Origin of the sequence: Nocardiopsis dassonvillei, assembly GCF_964273065.1 — a bacterium.
GTDB lineage: Bacteria > Actinomycetota > Actinomycetes > Streptosporangiales > Streptosporangiaceae > Nocardiopsis > Nocardiopsis dassonvillei_B.
The window spans coordinates 1,137,023-1,153,147 of sequence record NZ_OZ186815.1 but is presented as its reverse complement, the minus strand read 5'-3'; the positions used below and the strand labels follow the sequence as shown (position 1 = coordinate 1,153,147).

At 73.7% G+C, this 16,125-nt stretch carries 13 protein-coding genes; 9 read left to right on the top strand and 4 right to left on the bottom strand.

Annotation, left to right across the window (positions count from 1 at the left end):
* Positions 1-312 precede the first annotated feature (312 nt).
* The 3 genes from ACSUPR_RS05265 to ACSUPR_RS05255 form a co-directional block, all read right to left on the bottom strand.
* Positions 313-1,554, bottom strand: a complete 1,242-nt coding sequence (locus tag ACSUPR_RS05265; RefSeq protein ID WP_436889793.1) for a family 16 glycosylhydrolase — start codon at positions 1,552-1,554, stop codon at positions 313-315.
* Positions 1,555-1,926: 372 nt separating this feature from the next.
* Entirely contained in the window at positions 1,927-2,808 is an 882-nt protein-coding gene (locus tag ACSUPR_RS05260) for a glycoside hydrolase family 16 protein (RefSeq protein ID WP_436889792.1), read from the bottom strand.
* Positions 2,809-3,246: 438 nt separating this feature from the next.
* Positions 3,247-4,014: a siderophore-interacting protein gene (locus ACSUPR_RS05255; protein ID WP_436891872.1), complete on the bottom strand. Its 768-nt coding sequence runs from the start codon at positions 4,012-4,014 to the stop codon at positions 3,247-3,249.
* Positions 4,015-4,346: 332 nt separating this feature from the next.
* On the opposite strand from ACSUPR_RS05255, the gene ACSUPR_RS05250 reads away from it, so the two are divergent.
* The 6 genes from ACSUPR_RS05250 to ACSUPR_RS05225 all read left to right on the top strand — a co-directional run bounded on the left by ACSUPR_RS05250 (position 4,347) and on the right by ACSUPR_RS05225 (position 9,432).
* Positions 4,347-4,712 carry a hypothetical protein gene (locus tag ACSUPR_RS05250; RefSeq protein ID WP_436889791.1) on the top strand — a complete coding sequence of 122 codons (366 nt, stop codon included), beginning with the start codon at positions 4,347-4,349 and terminating at the stop codon, positions 4,710-4,712.
* Positions 4,713-5,045: 333 nt separating this feature from the next.
* Positions 5,046-5,237 (top strand): hypothetical protein, encoded by a 192-nt coding sequence (locus tag ACSUPR_RS05245; RefSeq protein ID WP_436891871.1) that lies wholly within the window; start codon positions 5,046-5,048, stop codon positions 5,235-5,237.
* Between the two features lie 174 nt (positions 5,238-5,411).
* Positions 5,412-6,635 (top strand): cysteine--1-D-myo-inosityl 2-amino-2-deoxy-alpha-D-glucopyranoside ligase, encoded by a 1,224-nt coding sequence (gene mshC / locus ACSUPR_RS05240; protein ID WP_436889790.1) that lies wholly within the window; start codon positions 5,412-5,414, stop codon positions 6,633-6,635.
* A 285-nt stretch (positions 6,636-6,920) separates the two neighbouring features.
* A complete protein-coding gene (locus tag ACSUPR_RS05235) occupies positions 6,921-8,084 on the top strand; it encodes a HEAT repeat domain-containing protein (protein WP_436889789.1) in 1,164 nt (387 codons plus the stop codon).
* Positions 8,085-8,256: 172 nt separating this feature from the next.
* A complete protein-coding gene (locus tag ACSUPR_RS05230; RefSeq protein ID WP_436889788.1) occupies positions 8,257-8,664 on the top strand; it encodes an ABATE domain-containing protein in 408 nt (135 codons plus the stop codon).
* Positions 8,665-9,162: 498 nt separating this feature from the next.
* Positions 9,163-9,432 (top strand): hypothetical protein, encoded by a 270-nt coding sequence (locus tag ACSUPR_RS05225; protein ID WP_436889787.1) that lies wholly within the window; start codon positions 9,163-9,165, stop codon positions 9,430-9,432.
* A gap of 59 nt (positions 9,433-9,491) precedes the next feature.
* Here the strand turns inward: ACSUPR_RS05225 and ACSUPR_RS05220 are convergent, their stop codons facing one another.
* Positions 9,492-10,328: a PAC2 family protein gene (locus ACSUPR_RS05220; RefSeq protein WP_436889786.1), complete on the bottom strand. Its 837-nt coding sequence runs from the start codon at positions 10,326-10,328 to the stop codon at positions 9,492-9,494.
* Between the two features lie 438 nt (positions 10,329-10,766).
* Between ACSUPR_RS05220 and metH the strand changes: the two genes are divergently transcribed.
* From metH to ACSUPR_RS05205, 3 genes are all read left to right on the top strand, one after another.
* Positions 10,767-14,240: a methionine synthase gene (metH, locus tag ACSUPR_RS05215; protein ID WP_436889785.1), complete on the top strand. Its 3,474-nt coding sequence runs from the start codon at positions 10,767-10,769 to the stop codon at positions 14,238-14,240.
* A gap of 330 nt (positions 14,241-14,570) precedes the next feature.
* Positions 14,571-15,263 carry an HAD family hydrolase gene (locus ACSUPR_RS05210; protein ID WP_436891870.1) on the top strand — a complete coding sequence of 231 codons (693 nt, stop codon included), beginning with the start codon at positions 14,571-14,573 and terminating at the stop codon, positions 15,261-15,263.
* A gap of 143 nt (positions 15,264-15,406) precedes the next feature.
* Positions 15,407-15,910 carry a cellulose synthase gene (locus tag ACSUPR_RS05205; protein WP_436889784.1) on the top strand — a complete coding sequence of 168 codons (504 nt, stop codon included), beginning with the start codon at positions 15,407-15,409 and terminating at the stop codon, positions 15,908-15,910.
* Positions 15,911-16,125 lie beyond the last annotated feature (215 nt).

Here is a 16,125-nt window from a genome sequence, read left to right as displayed (position 1 = left end):
GCCGACATCGGGGAGCTGCGGGCGGAGCGCGTCGCGGACCCGTGGGGGTCGGCGGCCGGGGGGTCGGTCCTGGCAGACGCGGTCCTGGCGGGCCTGGACGGTCGACGACCGGTTCGTTCCTTTCTCCCCGGGGTTCTCCCGGATCCCCCGGGAGGGTGCGCGCCCCTCCCCCTCATCGCCGGCCTCTCCCGCTGGCCGGGCCCCGGCACCCCGAGGGGCGCCGGGGCCCGGGGGAGGAGGAGCGGCCCGCCGGTGGGGAAGACCGGCGGGCCGACCGACTCAGCGGGTCACCCGGGGGTGCGGCTCAGACCGTCAGGGCAGGTTCCAGCGCTGGACCGCGCTGCCGTCGCAGTTCGCGATCTCGGTGCGGGTCCCGTCGGTCTGCACCCGGCCGACCGGCTGCAGGCACCGTCCCGACTGCGGGTTGCGCAGCCCCTGCTGCCCGGTGCGCGTCCACTGCTGTGCACCGGTCCCGTTGCAGGTCCACAGCTGGACCCGGGTGCCCGCGGCGGTGCCGCCGCCCGACACGTCCAGGCAGCGGCCGTAGGCGCGGACGGTGCCGTCGGAGCCCACCGTCCACTGCTGGGCCTGGCTTCCGTTGCAGTGGGCGAGCTGGATCGGCGTGCCGTCGGCGTTCGCGGCGCCGGCCACGTCCAGGCAGATCCCGTTGGAGGCGGTGATGGTGCCGGTGCCGCCGCCCGCGCCATCGAGCGAGTACACCCGCACGTAGTCCACGAGCATCTGCTGCGGGAACTGCGTGGTCCCGTCGGGGTAGCCGGGCCAGTCCCCGCCGACGGCCACGTTGAGGATCATGAAGAACGGCTGGTCGAACACGTAGGGGTTGCCGCCCGTGCTGGCCCGGGTGACCGAGTGGTAGACGTTGCCGTTGACCGACCAGGTGATGGAGCCGGGCCGCCAGTCGACGGCGAAGGTGTGGAAGTCGTCGGCGAAGGACCAGCCCTGCGGGTGCATGTAGGAGCCGCCGATCCCGCCGCCGCCGGAGTAGCCGGGGCCGTGGACGGTGCCGTGGACCAGGTGGGGCTCGCGGCCGATGTTCTCCATGATGTCGATCTCGCCGGAGTTCGGCCACGGGGTGTTGGGGAAGCCCGAGCCGAGCATCCAGAACGCGGGCCAGATGCCCTGGCCGCGCGGGATCTTGATGCGGGCCTCGACCCGTCCGTACTGGGGCTGGACCTTGTTCTGGGTGGTCATGCGCGCGGAGGTGTAGGTCCCGTTGGACTCGCGGCGCGCGGTGATGACGAGGTTGCCGTTGCCGTCCAGCGCGGAGTTGGCGCGGCTGTTCGTGTAGTTCTGGAGCTCGTTGTTGCCCCAGCCGTGGTTCCCGGTCTCGTGGTTCCAGTTCGCGGCCGAGGGAGCGCTCCCAGAGGGCCCGTCGAACTCGTCGGACCAGACCAGGGCGGCCTGGGCGGCGGCGGGCTCGGCCTCCGCGGGGGCAGGGGCGGGCGCCGCGGCGGAGGTGCCGGGAGCCAGCAGGGCCAGGGCGGCGACGGCGGCCGCCACGGTGAGGGGGATGCGGAATCGTGTGGTGCGCATGGGCGTACTCCGGGGGATGGTCCCGCCCGGCGGGCGGGGAACGGACGGAGTGGCCGCGCCGCCGGGCGGCGGGCACGGCCGTGGCGACCGAACGCGGTCGCGGGGTAACCCAATGAATCGTAAAGTGACTTTACGTTTAGTCAGCTGTCAGGACAAGAGGTGGAACCCCATCTCTTCCGGTGCGCCTTTCCGCCCTGTTCGGCGTTCCGTCCCCGCGGCCCCGCACGGGGCACCACCCGGTGCCCTCCGGGCGGCCGCCCCGCTCCGGAACGCGGCCCGCCCACCGGTCGGGGACCGGCGGGCGGGCTGATTCGGCGGGTCCGGTGTGCGGCGGTCGTGGGTCCGGGGCGCCGGAACCGCCCCGGACCGGTCCTACACGGAACCCTGGCCGTCGAGCGAGTACACCCGCACGTAGTCCACGACCATCTCCTGCGGGAACTGCGTGGTCCCGTCGGGGTAGCCGGGCCAGTTCCCGCCGACGGCCACGTTGAGGATCATGAAGAACGGCTGGTCGTACACCCACGGGTTCCCGCCGGTGTCGGCGGAGGTGTACGTCTGGTAGGCGTTGCCGTCCACCGACCAGGTGACCGACCCCGGCGCCCAGTCGACGGCGAAGGTGTGGAAGTCGTCGGCGAACGACCAGCCCTGCGGGTGCATGTAGGAGCCGGTCAGCGGGTTCCCGCCGGAGTAGCCGGGGCCGTGGAGGCTGCCGTGGACCAGGTGGGGCTCACGGCCGATGTTCTCCATGATGTCGATCTCGCCGGAGTCGGGCCAGGGCGTGTCGGGGAAGCCCGAGCCGAGCATCCAGAAGGCCGGCCAGACCCCTTGGCCGCGCGGGATCTTGATGCGGGCCTCGACCCGCCCGTACCGGGGCTGGACCTTGTTCTGGGTGGTCATGCGCGCCGAGGTGTAGGAGCCGTCGGCCTCCTGGCGCGCGGTGATGACGAGGTTGCCGTTGCCGTCCAGGGCCGAGTTGGCGCGGCTGTTCGTGTAGTTCTGGAGCTCGTTGTTGCCCCAGCCGTGGTTCCCGGTCTCGTGGTTCCAGTTCGCGGCCGAGGGAGCGCTCCCAGAGGGCCCGTCGAACTCGTCGGACCAGATGAGCGCGGCCTGTTCGGTCTCGGCGGAGACCGGTTCCGCCCCGGCGGGCGCGGCGGGAGCGGAGACCGCCGTGACGACGCCGTAGGCGAGGAGGGGCAGGGCGGCGAGGGCGGCCGCGACGGACAGGGGCGTACGGATTCTGCGTTCGGTGCGCATGCTGTACTCCGGGGGTAGTCCCGCCCGAGGGCGGGGAGCGGACGGAGCGGTCGCGCCGCCGGGGCGGCGGACGCGGCCGCGGCGACCGGGTGCGGTCGCCTGGTCACCCGCCGAATCGGTACGTGACTTTATGTTCGTTAACCAATGGGCGCAAGGGGTGGAGCCCGGTCTCTTCCGGCGTGCCCTCTCCCGGGGGCGGGCCCGGTCGCCCCGCCCGCCGCGTCGTCCGCGCCCTGACCGGTGTGTTCGCCGGACGCGACCCCGTGCCCCGACCCCGTGCGCCGGCTCCGGGCCGCTCGGGTGTTCCCCCGGGGCCCGGCTCTCCGCGCGGGCCGCACCCGCCGTGGTCCCGTGCGCCGGCTCCGGTCCGGACCCGGCCGAAGCGCGGGCCCCGCCCCGGGGCGGCAGCCGGGGGAGCCCCGACCCGCCGGCCGCCCGTCACTTGTAGGCGGCCGCCCCGTGCCGCCAGTACCCGATGAAAGAGATGTGCGTCCTGGGCACCCCGCGCCCGCGCACCAGCTCCCGGCGCAGCCCGGTCGGCAGGGCCCGCTCCCCGGCCACGAAGCAGTACGGCCTCCCCTCGGGCGGTTCCGCCGCCAGTACCGTCCGCAGCGCCAGTTCGCCGGGCACGCCACCGCCGCCGTCCCGCGGCAGCCAGTGCAGGTTCACGCCCCCGGGCACCTCCACCTCCCGGATGTCGGAGGACTCGGGGACCTCCAGGAACACCTCCGCCCGCAGGTCCCGCGGAGCCGCCTCCACGATCGACAGCAGCGCCGGGACCGCGCTCTCGTCTCCCACCAGCAGCTGCCAGTCGGCGTCCTCGGGCGGCAGGTAGTAGTGGCCCTCGGCGAACAGGCCGACCTCGTCGCCCTCCTTGGCGTTCAGCGCCCACCCCGAGGCGGGCGCCTCCTCGCCGTGCAGCGCGAACTCGATGTCCAGCTCCCGGCGTCCGGCGTCGAACCGGCGGGGCGTGTAGTTGCGAAAGAGCGGCCGCTCGGCGGAGGGCATGAGGTAGTACCTGGCGATCCAGCCGTTGCCCGCGGCGTTGGGCAGGCGCAGCCGGTCCTGTCCGGCGCGCGGCAGGAACAGCCGGGCGCACTGGTCCAGGCCCAGGAACTCGAAGTCGGCGAGCTCCTCGCCGCCCAGGGTCACGGTGACGAAGTTCGGGGTGGTCCGCTCCGTGCGGACCACCCGGGCGCGGACCATGGCACGGCGTTCGGGGTTGCGGATCTTCACGGGCGGTTCTCTCTTCTCCGGGGAGGGAGTGGGGCGGGGGTCCGGGCCTCCGAGGGCGCCCGGTTTTGGTTAGGTTAGCCTATCCAACGTCGGGCCCGGTGTTTTGGGGAGGGGCATCCGGGGAAGCGGTAAGGAACCCGCCGGTGGGTCGCCCCAAAACCCCCGAAAGAATTCCGAAACCGCGTCATAGGCGACCCGCAGGAACGTGTTGAGGGTGAACCGAAAACCCGGGTGCTGCGTCAACCCGCACGACGAGTGCACCGCACACCCGAGTCAGCCGTCCGCCTATGGAAGGACCGCCGATGAGCGCCATCCCCACCCCCGACCAGCCCTACCAGCGCCCCGCCGACCCCGCCGCCCTGGTCGGCCGCTGGGTCCGCCTCGGCCACGGCTCCGCCGCCTCCGTCGGAGTCCTCGGCCGCGCCCGCCGCACGGGCGGTGCCGGCGGCTGGGAATGGGAGCTGCACACCTCCGAGGGAGTGGTCCCGGGCCGGGGCCCGCTGACGGCCCGTCCGCTGACCGACCCGGCCGACCTGCGCTCGGCCCGCCGCAGGCTGCGCGCGGAGCGGGCCGACCTGGCCGAGTTCGGCTCCCCGGACGACCCGGCCCTGGCCAGGGTCTGCGACGACCTGGACCTCCTGGAGCTGGAGGCCGCGGCCCGGCCCTGAGCCGGACGGCCCCGCCCGCTCGGAACAGGCGCATTCCGAGGCGGGCGGCACGGCTCCCCGCAGCGGGTTTCGGACAGTCCGGCCCCCGGGCCTCCTGTCGGGAGGGTGCCGGCCGGGCCCGGTGCCTTCTTCTGCATTCGTCACTCTGTTCACGGAAAAGGACAGACGGGACATACAGGTTTCAGCAGGTACTCCGTGCCAATGACCGGTGTCACGTTCCTGGGCGCCCCGTCGTGTCAACCCCCTGTGTGACCGGTGCGTCTCTGTCAGAGACGGTGCCGTCACCGTCACGCGCGCACCATGAACGACGTGCGCAGGCAGGAGGGGAACGCGATGGAGGGACGCGGCGGCGTCCTCATGGAGACCGGGGCCTACTGGCTCCTCTACGTGGTCTCCGTCTCCGGTGCCCTGATGCACTGGAGGCTGGGCAACGACGTACTGGCGGCGATCTGCGGAGCGGCCGCCGTCCTGGCGGCGCTGTTCATCGCGGCCCGGCACCGGGACGACCTCACCGAGGCCCGCTGACCGGCAGCCCCGCACCGGCCGCGGACACACCGCGGCCCGGCGGGGACCCCGGGCCGCCCCGGACGAACCCCGTCGGCCCGCCGCCGATTCCCCGTCCTCCTGGGGTGATCATCACCGCCGACACCGCCCCTCCCTGGGCGTTCGGTCACCCGGTGTCCGGATAGTCTTCCCGGTATGCGTTCTTGGTCTGCGCCTGACATCGTCCCCCTGCCGGGTACCGGCGGCCCCCTGCGTCTCCACGACACGGCCGCCGGCCGGATACGGGAGACCACCCCCGGGCCCCGGGCGGGGATGTACGCCTGCGGCATCACCCCCTACGACGCGGCACACCTCGGCCACGCCTTCACCTACCTGACCTTCGACCTGGTCAACCGGGTCTGGCGCGACGCCGGTCACGAGGTGGACTACGTGCAGAACACCACCGACATCGACGACCCGCTGCTGGAGCGTGCCGAGGCCATCGGCGTCGACTGGCGCGACCTCGCCCACCGCGAGATCGACGTCTTCCGGGACGACATGGCGGCCCTGCGCATCATCCCCCCGACCTCCTACGTCGGCGTGGTCGAGTCGGTCGACCTCATCAGCGACCTGGCCGCCCGCATCCGCGACAGCGGCGCCGCCTACGAGCTCGAGGGCGACCTGTACTTCTCCGTCGCCGAGGCCGGGAACTTCGGCGAGATCGGCCACCTGGACCGCGCCGAGATGCTGGAGCTGTTCGGGCAGCGCGGCGGCGACCCCGGCCGCACCGGCAAGAAGGACCCGCTCGACTGGCTGCTGTGGCGCGCCGAGCGCCCCGGCGAGCCCGCCTGGGAGAGCCCGCTGGGCCGCGGCCGCCCCGGCTGGCACATCGAGTGCAGCGCCATCGCCCTGGACCGGCTCGGGCCGAACTTCGACCTCAACGGCGGCGGCAACGACCTGGTCTTCCCCCACCACGAGATGGGCGCCGCCGAGACCCGCTGTGTCACCGGCGGCCCCAACGCCCGCGCCCACCTGCACGTGGGCATGGTCGGCCTGGACGGCGAGAAGATGTCCAAGTCGCTGGGGAACCTGGTGTTCGTGTCCAAGCTCCGCGAGCAGGGCGTGGAGCCGGCGGTGATCCGCCTGGCCATGCTCACCCACCACTACCGGGGCGCCTGGGAGTGGACCGACGCCCACCTGCCCGAGGCCCACACCCGCGCCGAGCGCTGGCGGGCCGCGTTCGCCCTGGGCGCCGCCCCCGACGCCGCCCCGATGCTGGCCGCGGTGCGCGCCGCCCTGGCCGAGGACCTGGACGCCCCCGGCGCCCTGGCCGCGGTGGACGCCTGGGCGCGGGCCGCGCTCACCGAGGGCGGCACCGACACCGCCGCGCCGGCCCTGGCCCGCACCACCGTCGACACCCTGCTGGGCGTCGCCCTGTAGCACCGCCGTCCCCGGGGCCGCCGACCGCACCGCGTCCGGCGGCCCCGGCCGTTTCCGCGGCCCCGGTCCGTCCGGGGCCGGAGGGCGGTCCCCGCCGGGCCCGGCACCCGGGAACCCGGGCGGCGGCCGGGGGATCGGGGCCGGAGGGCCCCGGAGGAAGAGGGGCGGGGAGCGGCCCCGGCCCCGCGGCCGGGACGGCGGGGCGGAGCGTCCGGCCGTGTCCGTATCCGGCCTACCGGGCGCCGGGCACGGGGAAACGTCGGTGGCCGCTGCCACGATCCAGGCATGAGCACAGGAAACGACGTCCTCGCCGCCACTGATTGGAAACGGACCTTCCACGCCTACGGGCTGGGCACCGACGTGCCCGAGCACCTGTCCCTCCTGCTCTCCGACGACCCGCAGGACCGCGCCCGGGCCATGGACCACCTCTACTCCGCGATCATCCACCAGGGCAGCGTCTACCCGGCGACCGTCCCGGCCGCCCGGTTCGCGGCGGGCCTGCTGGCCGACCCCCGGCCGGACGGCACCCTGCGGACGGACCTGCTGCGCTTCCTGCGCGACGCGGCCGAGGGGGGCGCCGGGTGCGCGGCCGATCCCGCGCCCCCGCCGCTGGGGGAGGCCGAGCGCGACCGGCTGTACGCCGCCCTCGGCTCCGAGGACGAGGACGAGGCCGTCGACATCTGGGAGGACGAGGCGTTCGACTCCCTCATGTACCACGAGGCGGGCGTCGCCCTGCGCGAGGCCGCCCCGGAGCTGTACGCGGCGGTGCACCCCCACCTCACCCACCCCGACGCACTCGTCCGCATCCACGCGGTGGAGGCGGCGGGGGCCGTCGCCCGCCTGGGCGGCCTGGCCCCGGACCTGTCGGGGGCCGCCGACATGGCCGAGACCCGGGACGAGGGCGCGGTCATCGTCCTGGCGCTGGGGGAGGCCGGCGGGGACACCGCCGAGTTCCTCACCCACGCCGACCCGGCGATCCGCGCCTGCGCGGCGCTGGCCCCGGGCCTGCGGGACGACCCGGCCGCGCTCACCGAACTGGTGGAGGCCGCCCGCGACCCGGAGGCCGCCGAGTCGTGGTTCACACGGTGCCCCGCCTACTTCGGCGACCACCGACAGGTGCGGTCCGCACTGGTGCGCGCGGCGGTCCACCGCTGCGGGCCCGGCGACGCCGAGCGGATGCTGCCGCTGTTCCGCGGGCTGGTGTCGGAGGCCGCCGACCCCCACCGGGTCCGGGACCGGCTGGGGCCGGTGCTGCGGGCGGCGTTCCCGGAGGGGGCGCCCGCCCGTCCCGGCGGGGTCCAGCGGGAGTACCTGCGCGTGCTCGCCGACACCGTGCGGCCCCGGACGGGGACCCGGGCCGACGGGCTCGGCGAGGTGCTGGAACGGCTCGGCCTGCCGACCGACCGCGACGCGCTGCGGGCCCTGGCGGAGGACCGCCGCGGCGACTGAACGGGCGGGCCGGGAACCCGGTTTCGGGCCGGGGTAAAACCACGGACATCTCGGGCCGTCCGTGGGTGTTCGTCCGTTTTCGCAGCGATGTGCGTGTGCACGGTGACCACCTGTGGCCACCGACTGCGCCGTTCCCCGGAATCCGCTACCGAAGCGTGGTGGGATACCCCCCATGAACACCCAGACCCCCGTACGACTCAGCCCCGCGGCCGAACTCGTCGCCGCGTTCGTCTCCACCGGCTCCGCCCTGGGCGACCGGGCCGACCTGGCGCACTTCCTGCGCGCGCACCGCCTGGCCGCCGAGGGGGCCATTCCCATCACCCTGGCCGACCTGGACGAGGCCATCGCCCTGCGCGAGGGCATCCGCGCGGTCCTGGAGCAGGCCGCCGAACCCGACCAGGAGGCGCTGGCCCGCGGCCAGAAGGTGCTCGACGGCCTGCGCGTCACCGTGCGCCTCCAGCCCTCCCGCGAGCAGCTGGCCCCCGCCGTCGTGGACGAGGTCCGCCGCGGCCTGGCCCGCATCGCCGGCGCCTGGGCGGCCGTGCTCGCCACCGGCGAATGGCGCCACCTGCGCGGCTAGGACGCGCTTTTCGAACCTCCGCTCCGCTTCGGTCCGCATCCGGCGCCCTCGGGGGGCGGGAACCTCCGGCCCGACGGGGGTGTCCTCGGGGGGAGGCCCGCGGTCGCAGGCCGTCCGCGGAGGAGCTCCCGGTCCCCGGGGCGGGCGAGGACGTCCCCGAGGGGCCGCTGTGCCCCTCGGACCCGTTCCCGCGCTCCGGGGGCGCCGGACCGGGCGGGGCCCCGGCCGTCGGGCCGGAGCGGAGGTCCGAAGGAAACCAGCCCGGATCCCGTCACCGGCGGGGTTCGGGGCCGTTCCCCGCACCGGTCCGGGGCGGCATCGCCTGCGCGGTCGACCCCGCGGGGGCGGCGGGGTTCCGGCGCGGAGAGCGGCACATGCGGAATGTTCACGGGCCCGTGTGAACGGCTGCGAGCCGGACGTGAGGGCGGCGGCGGAGCCTGGAGGGCGGGCCGCCGGGACGGACCCGGGCGGCCGTCCACCGCACCCAGGAGGATCCCCGTGTCCCTTCCCCTCGCCCGCCGCGCCGCGCTCGCGCTCGTCCTCCCACTGGCCCTCCTCGCGGAGAGCGCCCCGGCATGGGCCGAACCGGACCGGCGGACCGAACCGGTGTGGGAGTACGTGGGCTCCTACTCCGACCTCTTCGCAGCCCGGGGCGACTGCGACCGGGCCGGACGGGAGGGCGTGGAGGCGGGGGAGTGGACCGCCTACCGCTGCACCCCCCTCATCGTCGGCCCGCCGAACATCCGGATGCTGTACGTCCTCAGGTGAACGCCCCGGAACGGCGAGGGGGCGGGCGGGACCGCGTCCCGTCCGCCCCCTCGCGGAACTCACTCGTCGTCGTGGCGGCGCAGGTAGCGCTCGAACTCCCGGGCGATCGCGTCGCCCGACGCCTCCGGCAGCTCCGCCGTGTCCTTGGCCTCCTCCAGGCCCCGCACGTAGGCGGCGATCTCCTCGTCCTCGGCGGTCAGGTCGTTGACCCCCGCCTCCCACGACACCGCGTCCTCGGGCAGCGACCCCAGCGGCACCTTGGTCCCGAGGAAGTCCTCCACCCAGGCCAGCAACGCCAGAGTCGCCTTGGGGCACGGCGGCTGCGCCACGTAGTGGGGGATGGCCGCCCACAGCGACACCGCCTCGATCCCCGCCGCCGAGAACGCCTCGTGCACCACTCCGACGATGCCCGTCGGCCCCGAGTAGGTGGTGGCCTCCAGGCCCATCTCCGAGCCCACCTCGCGCGGCGACGCCATGCCGGTGACCGGAATCGGCCGCGTGTGCGGGGCGTCGGCCAGCAGCGACCCCACCATCACCGCACGCCTCACGCCCAACTCCCGGGCGATCGACAGCAGGTCGGCCGCGTAGGACCGCCACCGCATGTTCGGCTCCGGCCCGGTGACCAGGACCACGTCGCGCCCGCCGGGCATGCGGGCCACGCGTACCCGGGTGGTGGGCCACTCGACCGGGCCGACCTGCCCGTCCACGACGGTCAGCCGGGGCCGGGTCACCTGGAAGTCGTAGTAGTCGTCGGGTGTGAGGGAGCACAGCTCCTGCGCGTCCCACTCCCCTGCCAGGTGTTCCACGGCCAGGCTCGCGGCCTCGCCGGCGTCGTTCCAGCCCTCGAACGCAGCCACCAGCACCGGGTCCACGAGTTCCCGGGTGAGCTTGGTCATTCGGCGGCCCCTTCCTGCACACGAACGCATCCACCCTATGGGGTGGTGCCCCGCGGAGGGAACGGATATCCCGACTCGGCGCGCACCCGGCCGGGCACCGCCCGTGCCCTACCCGCGAACACCCTGTAAGACACCCGTCTCACGCTGCGAAACGGCCGATGTTGTAGCCTCGGTGCAAGCGACTGATCCGGACACCGTTGTCCCCGGCCGCATCGACCCGACCGCACCGCGGACGGGTCCAGTGAGCGACCAGCCCGGCGGCATCGCCGCCACCGCTCCACGGGTCCGACCGAGCCCGCCACTGCTCGGAGGGCGCCCACGGGACGGGGAGAGCCGGACTGCACCGGCACGGGCGCCCCGCACCCACTGTGCACGCACGGGGAAACGGGGGGTCGAGCACCGGGCCCTCCGGGTGCCCCGAGATTAGAGTTGCGGAATATGAAAGCTCGCCTGACCTTCCGTGAAGCACTTTCCCAGCGAGTCGTCGTGGCGGACGGCGCGATGGGGACCATGCTCCAGGCGCACGATCTCGACCTGGACCAGTTCCAGGGGCACGAGGGGTGCAACGACATCCTCAACGTGACCCGCCCGGACATCGTCCACGACACTCACGCCGCCTTCCTCGCCGTGGGGTCGGACTGCGTCGAGACCAACACCTTCTCCGCGAACTACGGCGGTCTGTCCGAATACGGCATCGAAGACCGCACCTACGAGATCGCGGAGGCCGGAGCCCGCATCGCCCGCGAGGCCGCCGACTCCTACTCCACCCCCGACCAGCCGCGCTACGTCCTGGGCTCGGTGGGCCCGGGCACCAAGCTGCCCACCCTGGGGCACGCGCCCTACTCCCTCCTGCGCGACCACTACGAGCAGTGCGCCCGCGGCCTCATCGACGGCGGCGCCGACGCGGTCCTGATCGAGACCTGCCAGGACCTGCTCCAGGTCAAGGCCGCCGTGGTCGGTGCCAACCGGGCGCGCAGGGCCCTGGGCCGCGACGTCCCGGTCATCGCCCAGGTCACCATCGAGACCACCGGCACCATGCTCATGGGCTCGGAGATCGGCGCCGCGCTGACCTCCCTGGAACCGCTGGGCATCGACCTCATCGGCCTCAACTGCGCCACCGGCCCGGTCGAGATGAGCGAGCACCTGCGCTACCTGTCGCACTACTCGCGGCTGCCCATCTCCTGCATGCCCAACGCGGGCCTGCCCCAGCTCGGCCCCGACGGCGCCGTCTACCCGCTCACCCCCGAGGAGCTGGCCGACGCCCACGACACCTTCACCTCCGAGTTCGGCCTGAACCTGGTCGGCGGCTGCTGCGGCACCACCCCCGAGCACCTGCGCCGGGTCGTGGAGCGGGTGCAGGGCCGCGGCGTCAAGAACCGCAAACCCGTCCTGGAGGCCGCGGCCTCCTCCCTCTACCAGAGCGTGCCCTTCCGCCAGGACGCCAGCTACCTGGCCATCGGCGAGCGCACCAACGCCAACGGCTCCAAGAAGTTCCGCGAGGCGATGCTCGCCGAGGACTGGGACGGCTGCGTGGAGATGGCCCGCGACCAGATCCGCGACGGCGCCCACCTGCTCGACCTCAACATCGACTACGTGGGCCGCGACGGCGTGCGCGACATGCGCGAGCTCGCCTCCCGGCTGGCCACCTCCTCCACCCTGCCGATCATGCTCGACTCCACCGAGCCGCCGGTGCTGGAGGCCGGGCTGGAGGCGCTGGGCGGACGCGCCGTCGTCAACTCCGTCAACTACGAGGACGGCGACGGCCCCGACTCCCGGTTCACCCGCATCATGACGCTGGTCAAGGAGCACGGCGCCGCCGTCGTGGGCCTGTGCATCGACGAGGAGGGCCAGGCCCGCACCGCCGAGTGGAAGGTCCGGGTGGCCTCCCGCCTCATCGACCAGATCACCGGCGAGTGGGGGCTGCGGACCAGCGACATCATCATCGACTGCCTCACCTTCCCCATCACCACCGGCCAGGAGGAGACCCGGCGCGACGGCATCGAGACGCTGGAGGCCATCCGCGAGCTCAAGCGCCGCTACCCCGAGGTGCAGACCACCCTGGGCCTGTCCAACCTGTCCTTCGGCCTCAACCCCGCCGCCCGCATCGTGCTGAACTCGGTGTTCCTCCACGAGGCGGTCCAGGCGGGCCTGGACTCGGCGATCGTGCACGCCTCCAAGATCGTGCCGATCAACCAGATCCCCGAGGACCAGCTCGAGGTCGCCCTGGACCTCGTCCACGACCGCCGCGAGGGCGACTACGACCCGCTCTCCCGGTTCATGGAGATGTTCGAGGGCGTGGACGCCAAGTCCATGAAGGCCTCGCGCGCCGAGGAGCTGGCCGCCCTGCCGCTGTGGGAGCGCCTGGAGCGGCGCATCATCGACGGCGAGCTCACCGGCATCGAGGCCGACCTCGACGAGGCCCTGCGGGAGCGCCCGGCCCTGGCGATCGTCAACGACACCCTGCTCTCGGGCATGAAGACGGTCGGCGAGCTGTTCGGCTCGGGCAGGATGCAGCTGCCGTTCGTGCTCAAGTCCGCCGAGGTCATGAAGGCCGCGGTCGCCTACCTCGAACCCCACATGGAGAAGACCGACGCCGACGGCAAGGGCCGCATCGTCCTGGCCACGGTCAAGGGCGACGTCCACGACATCGGCAAGAACCTCGTCGACATCATCCTGTCCAACAACGGCTACGACGTCGTCAACATCGGCATCAAGCAGCCGGTGTCGGCGATCCTGGAGGCGGCCGAGACCGAGCGCGCGGACGTCATCGGGATGTCCGGGCTGCTGGTCAAGTCCACGGTGATCATGAAGGAGAACCTGGAGGAGATGAACTCCCGGGGCCTCTCCGAGCGGTTCCCCGTCCTGCTGGGCGGCGCCGCGCTCACCCGCTCCTACGTGGAGCAGGACCTGGCCGAGGTGTTCGACGGCCATGTCCGCTACGCCAAGGACGCCTTCGAGGGCCTGCGCCTGATGGACGCGTTCATGGCGGTCAAGCGCGGCGAGGAGGGCGCGGCCCTGCCCGAGCTGCGCCAGCGCAGGGTCAAGCGGGGGGCCTCCCTGAAGGTCACCGAGCCCGAGGAGATGCCCGCCCGCAGCGACGTGGCCACCGACAACCGGGTGCCGGTCCCGCCGTTCTTCGGCGACCGGATCAGCAAGGGCATCCCGCTGGCGGACTACGCCGCGTTCCTCGACGAGCGCGCCACCTTCATGGGCCAGTGGGGCCTCAAGGCCGCCCGCGGCGGAGAGGGGCCCTCCTACGAGGAGCTGGTGGAGACCGAGGGCCGGCCGCGCATGCGGATGTGGCTGGACCGCATCCAGACCGACGGCCTGCTGGAGGCCGCCGTCGTGCACGGCCACTTCCCCTGCTACAGCGAGGGGAACGACCTGGTGGTGCTGGACGAGGAGGGCAGGACCGAGCGCACCCGGTTCACGTTCCCGCGCCAGCGCCGCGACCGGCACCTGTGCCTGGCCGACTACTTCCGGCCCAAGGAGTCGGGGGAGCTGGACGTGGTCTCCTTCCAGGTGGTCACCGTGGGCTCGGCGATCAGCCGGGCCACGGCCGCGCTGTTCGAGAAGAACGCCTACCGCGACTACCTCGAACTGCACGGCCTGTCGGTGCAGCTCACCGAGGCCCTGGCCGAGTACTGGCACACGCGGGTCCGCGCCGAGCTGGGCTTCGGCGGCGAGGACCCGGCCGAGCTGGAGGCGTTCTTCAAGCTCGGGTACCGGGGCGCCCGCTTCTCGCTGGGCTACGGCGCCTGCCCGAACCTGGAGGACCGGGCCAAGATCATGCGCCTGCTGGAGCCGGAGCGGGTGGGCGTGACCCTGTCGGAGGAGTTCCAGCTGGTGCCGGAGCAGGCCACCGACGCGATCGTGGTCCACCACCCGGAGGCGACGTACTTCAACGTCTGATCCGTACCACCGCACGCGGCGCGGCCGGGCCCCCGGGCCCGGCCGCCGCCGTGTCCGGGCCGGAACCGGGGGACGGCGTCGGCGCACGGCGGGCCGCGGGCCCGGCCCCGGGCGCGGGGGCCCGCGGTGTGGGACAGCTCTCGGTGGATACGTACCTTTCGTCCCCCCGCGACCGGCCGAGAGTTCGTACGGTGGAAAGGGCGGCGTCAGCCCGACTTCACGGACGGACACCCCCGCTCCGCCACAATGGAGGGCCGACCGCCGCTCCAGCCCACCGCACCCGAGGGGAGAGCGCGGCGCGCCCGCACCGCCCGGCCCGCCGCCCAGCGCATGACCGAGACCAGCACTCCGCACCCGACCGCCGAACGCCGCCTGCAGGCGGTGCTCCTGGACATGGACGGCACGCTCATCGAGAGCGAGCACCTGTGGAACGACGCGGAGGCCGAGACGGTCGCCGAACTCGGCGGGCGGTGGACCGAACGCGACCACGAGGTCAACGTCGGCAACGCCGCCGAGCCCGTGGGCCGCTACATCATCGAGCTGACCGGCGCGCACCACCTCACCCCGCGCGACGTCGCCGACCGGCTGTACGCGCGCTTCCGCGCCAGGCTCGCGGGCGGCGCCCGGCTTCGCCCGGGGGCCAAGGAACTGGTGCGCATGCTGACGGCGGCCGGGGTCCCGGTGTCGCTGGTGACCTCCACCGAGCGGGAGCTGGTGGCCGCCGCCATCGGCGGCATCGGCCTGGAGAGCTTCGACGACTCGGTGGCCGGCGACGAGGTGGAGGCCAACAAGCCCCACCCCGACCCCTACCTGCGGGCGGCCCGCCGCCTGGGCGTGGACCCGCGGCGCTGCGTCGCCTTCGAGGACTCGGTGGTGGGCGTGACCGCGGCGGCCGACGCCGGGTGCGTCACGGTCGCGGTGCCCGACCACGTGGTGATCCCGCCGCGCGAGGGCGTGGTGTTCCGCGACGACCTGGTGGGCGTGGACCTGGAGTGGCTGGAGTCCCTGGTCGCCGACCGCTGACCCCGGGGCGCGCCGCCCCGCCGCGGCCCCCTCTCCGTGGGTACGGTGGACGGTGAGGGGCGCCGGGGCGGACCCCGGATCGGGGTACGGCCCTAGGGGATCGGCCCGATGTGCGCCGCGGTGCCGGATGGGAGACTGGTGTCATGCCTGAGACTCTGACGACGATGACCGGTGTGATCCTGGGCGGCGGCCTCACCCTCGTGGGCCTCGTCATCAGCTTCCTGGTGTGGCGGGCCAAGGGCCCGGCCGCCGGCCTGCGCGGTGTGGCCTGGTCCCTGCTGCCGCTGGCCGCGGGGCTGCTGGGGCTGATGAACGCCGTCTGGCAGTTCATGCTCAGCATCCTGGGCATCCTGCTGGGGCTGATCTTCAACCCGATGGTGTGGGCGGGGGTGGCCCTGGCCGGTCTGGCCGTGGTGCTCTACGTCGTCTCCGGGTTCATGAGCGCCCGCGGTGTGGGGACCCAGGGGCGGGCCAAGGAGCCCAGGGCCCCCAAGGAGGGCCAGGCCGCGCCTCCCGCGGCCGGAGCGCCGCCCGCACCCAAGGGCCAGGTGGGCGGCGCCGCCCCCAAGGGCGGCAAGAAGAAGGATGACGACCTGTCCGACTTCGGCGACATCGAGGACCTGCTCCGCAAGCACGGAATCGAGTAGGGCCGCCGGTCCGTCGTCACGGGGCCGCTCCGCCGCGCGCGGGGCGGCCCCTCCGTGTGTCCGGGGCGGATCCGTAGCGTGTGCCGACCGCGTCCCGGCGCCCCAGGGTCCGACCGTGATCACAGTGCGTGTCCGAAACCCGTGCGCGTCAGGGTCTTCTCCAACAGGAAGGACTCCGTGCAGTAACGGATCCATATCGACCCGCTGGGACTCAT

Excerpts from the sequence above, each read along its gene's own strand:
- ACSUPR_RS05260 (WP_436889792.1), bottom strand. The coding sequence starts at position 2,808 with ATGCGCACCGAACGCAGAATCCGTACGCCCCTGTCCGTCGCGGCCGCC.
- ACSUPR_RS05220 (WP_436889786.1), bottom strand. The coding sequence starts at position 10,328 with ATGACCAAGCTCACCCGGGAACTCGTGGACCCGGTGCTGGTGGCTGCG.
- ACSUPR_RS05230 (WP_436889788.1), top strand. The coding sequence starts at position 8,257 with ATGAACACCCAGACCCCCGTACGACTCAGCCCCGCGGCCGAACTCGTC.
- ACSUPR_RS05210 (WP_436891870.1), top strand. The coding sequence starts at position 14,571 with ATGACCGAGACCAGCACTCCGCACCCGACCGCCGAACGCCGCCTGCAG.
- ACSUPR_RS05255 (WP_436891872.1), bottom strand. The coding sequence starts at position 4,014 with ATGGTCCGCGCCCGGGTGGTCCGCACGGAGCGGACCACCCCGAACTTC.
- ACSUPR_RS05265 (WP_436889793.1), bottom strand. The coding sequence starts at position 1,554 with ATGCGCACCACACGATTCCGCATCCCCCTCACCGTGGCGGCCGCCGTC.
- metH (WP_436889785.1), top strand. The coding sequence starts at position 10,767 with ATGAAAGCTCGCCTGACCTTCCGTGAAGCACTTTCCCAGCGAGTCGTC.
- ACSUPR_RS05245 (WP_436891871.1), top strand. The coding sequence starts at position 5,046 with ATGGAGGGACGCGGCGGCGTCCTCATGGAGACCGGGGCCTACTGGCTC.
- ACSUPR_RS05205 (WP_436889784.1), top strand. The coding sequence starts at position 15,407 with ATGCCTGAGACTCTGACGACGATGACCGGTGTGATCCTGGGCGGCGGC.
- mshC (WP_436889790.1), top strand. The coding sequence starts at position 5,412 with ATGCGTTCTTGGTCTGCGCCTGACATCGTCCCCCTGCCGGGTACCGGC.
- ACSUPR_RS05250 (WP_436889791.1), top strand. The coding sequence starts at position 4,347 with ATGAGCGCCATCCCCACCCCCGACCAGCCCTACCAGCGCCCCGCCGAC.
- ACSUPR_RS05235 (WP_436889789.1), top strand. The coding sequence starts at position 6,921 with ATGAGCACAGGAAACGACGTCCTCGCCGCCACTGATTGGAAACGGACC.